This is a genomic window from Phyllobacterium bourgognense (assembly GCF_003337575.1).
GTDB classification, from domain to species: Bacteria; Pseudomonadota; Alphaproteobacteria; order Rhizobiales; family Rhizobiaceae; genus Phyllobacterium; species Phyllobacterium bourgognense.
In genome coordinates this window covers 1-1,579 of sequence record NZ_QPJM01000054.1, presented here as the reverse complement: position 1 = coordinate 1,579, position 1,579 = coordinate 1, and the positions used below count along the sequence as shown (strand labels likewise).

The following is a 1,579-nucleotide window of genomic DNA, read 5'->3' as shown; positions in this document are numbered from 1 at the left end:
AGAACCGCACCGTCAGATCCGCCTTCACCGCATTGTCGCTGGCACTGTCGGAGAACTGGCCGCTATAGGTCAGGCCGAGCGTCGTCGCCTTGCCAATACCCACATCGAACCCCGCCTCGACGAGGCCGGTATCCCGCGCCACCGGCAGACCTTTGACGTCAAACGGCTGGCCGCCGGCAAAGGCCAGGCGCTGCTCCGGTGTCACATCGCCGAAGGCATGGCTCCAGCCGAGCATGCCGTGTGCCTCGAGCGCGACGGTCTGGCTTATGGCAAAGCTGCGCGATGCTCGCAGGCCGAGTGTCGTCGTCGTCAGGTCCGTTGTGTCCGCCAGCCCGGTCAGATTGCTGATCTCGCCGCTTTCCTGAAAGCCACCGGACTTCAGGTGCACGTAACTCGCCGCGGCGAAGGGCTCGAAATCGGCGTAAGCCGTCTTTAGCGAATAGCCGAGCTCACCGAAAACCTGCACGGTCTTCGCGGCCCAGGACGCGCTGTGTCGGTTGAGAAGATTGCCGAAAGCCGCCGTGCGGTCTGTGTCGATCTCATTTTGGGTAAGAGCCGCGCCGAGGCTCAAACGCAGATTGTCCCACGCAGTGCCGCCATAAAGCCCGACCGAATAGCTGTCGGCCGAGGCATTCGAAGCGCCGCTGTCGAGCGACGTATTGCCATAAGCGGCAAGCACACCCATACGCCACGTCTCGGCCACCACACCGTCGAGCCCGGTAACGAACCCGCCGGTATTGCGGCTGTAGCCCGCGGCGTTGCCGTCGCCGTCCGCATGCGCGAAAGCGCCATAGGCCTCGCCCCACAAGGCGGTCGTCGCAGGTGCCCCCTCGACAAGCTCAGGATGTGCTTCGGCAAGCTCGGGATGTGCATCGAAGGCAGGGCCGGGCTTGGCCGCCGGAGCGTAAGCCAAGGGTGACGCTATCACCGCCTGCTCCTTGACGGTGACACCATCGAAGGCCGCGCGGAGACGGTTTTGCGCCGCATTGCCGATCACGCTTGCATCCCTGGCGAGGACACCTGCGAGCGTCGCCGACACCAGGCTGCCGCTGATCCCGGCTGCGATCCCGGCCGGCATTTCCCTGTTGTCGGCAACGACGATCATATCATGCAGCGGATTGCCGAAGCCGGCGCTGTCGATTCCGCCGAGCAGGGCCCGTTCATTGTAGGTCGAACCCGCGGATTCAAAGGCGACGCCGTTGCGGGCAAGGGTAGCCTTGACGCTGGTCGCGTCATAGGCAAGGCTCGCGCCGATGAACACGTAACCGGGCTCGACCGCATCGAACATGCCGTTCACGCCGCCGGCGGCAGTCAGGATCGTGTAAGGGCGATCGCGCAGCGCAACGAGCTCGGAAGGCGTCAGCGGCTTGGCTCCCGCCTCCGGCCTGATGGAAACGACGCCGCCCAGCAAATAGGCCTCGCCGTCCACCTTGATCTGGTCACTCTCCTGACCCGCAACCTCCACCTCGTAGACACTGCCAGGCAGGAAGGTGACATCGCCGCTGACATGCAAGACACCGAGCGAATGGCCCGGCGCAACCGTACCGCCGGCATTGGCGGAAAGGGCTGCCAGGCGGCC

At 64.9% G+C, this 1,579-nt stretch carries 1 protein-coding gene; it reads right to left on the bottom strand.

What is annotated here, in order from left to right; translation table 11 throughout:
- Positions 1 to 1,579, bottom strand: a 1,579-nt coding sequence (locus C7476_RS27740; RefSeq protein WP_114433121.1) for an autotransporter domain-containing protein, incomplete at both ends; no start/stop codon positions are given.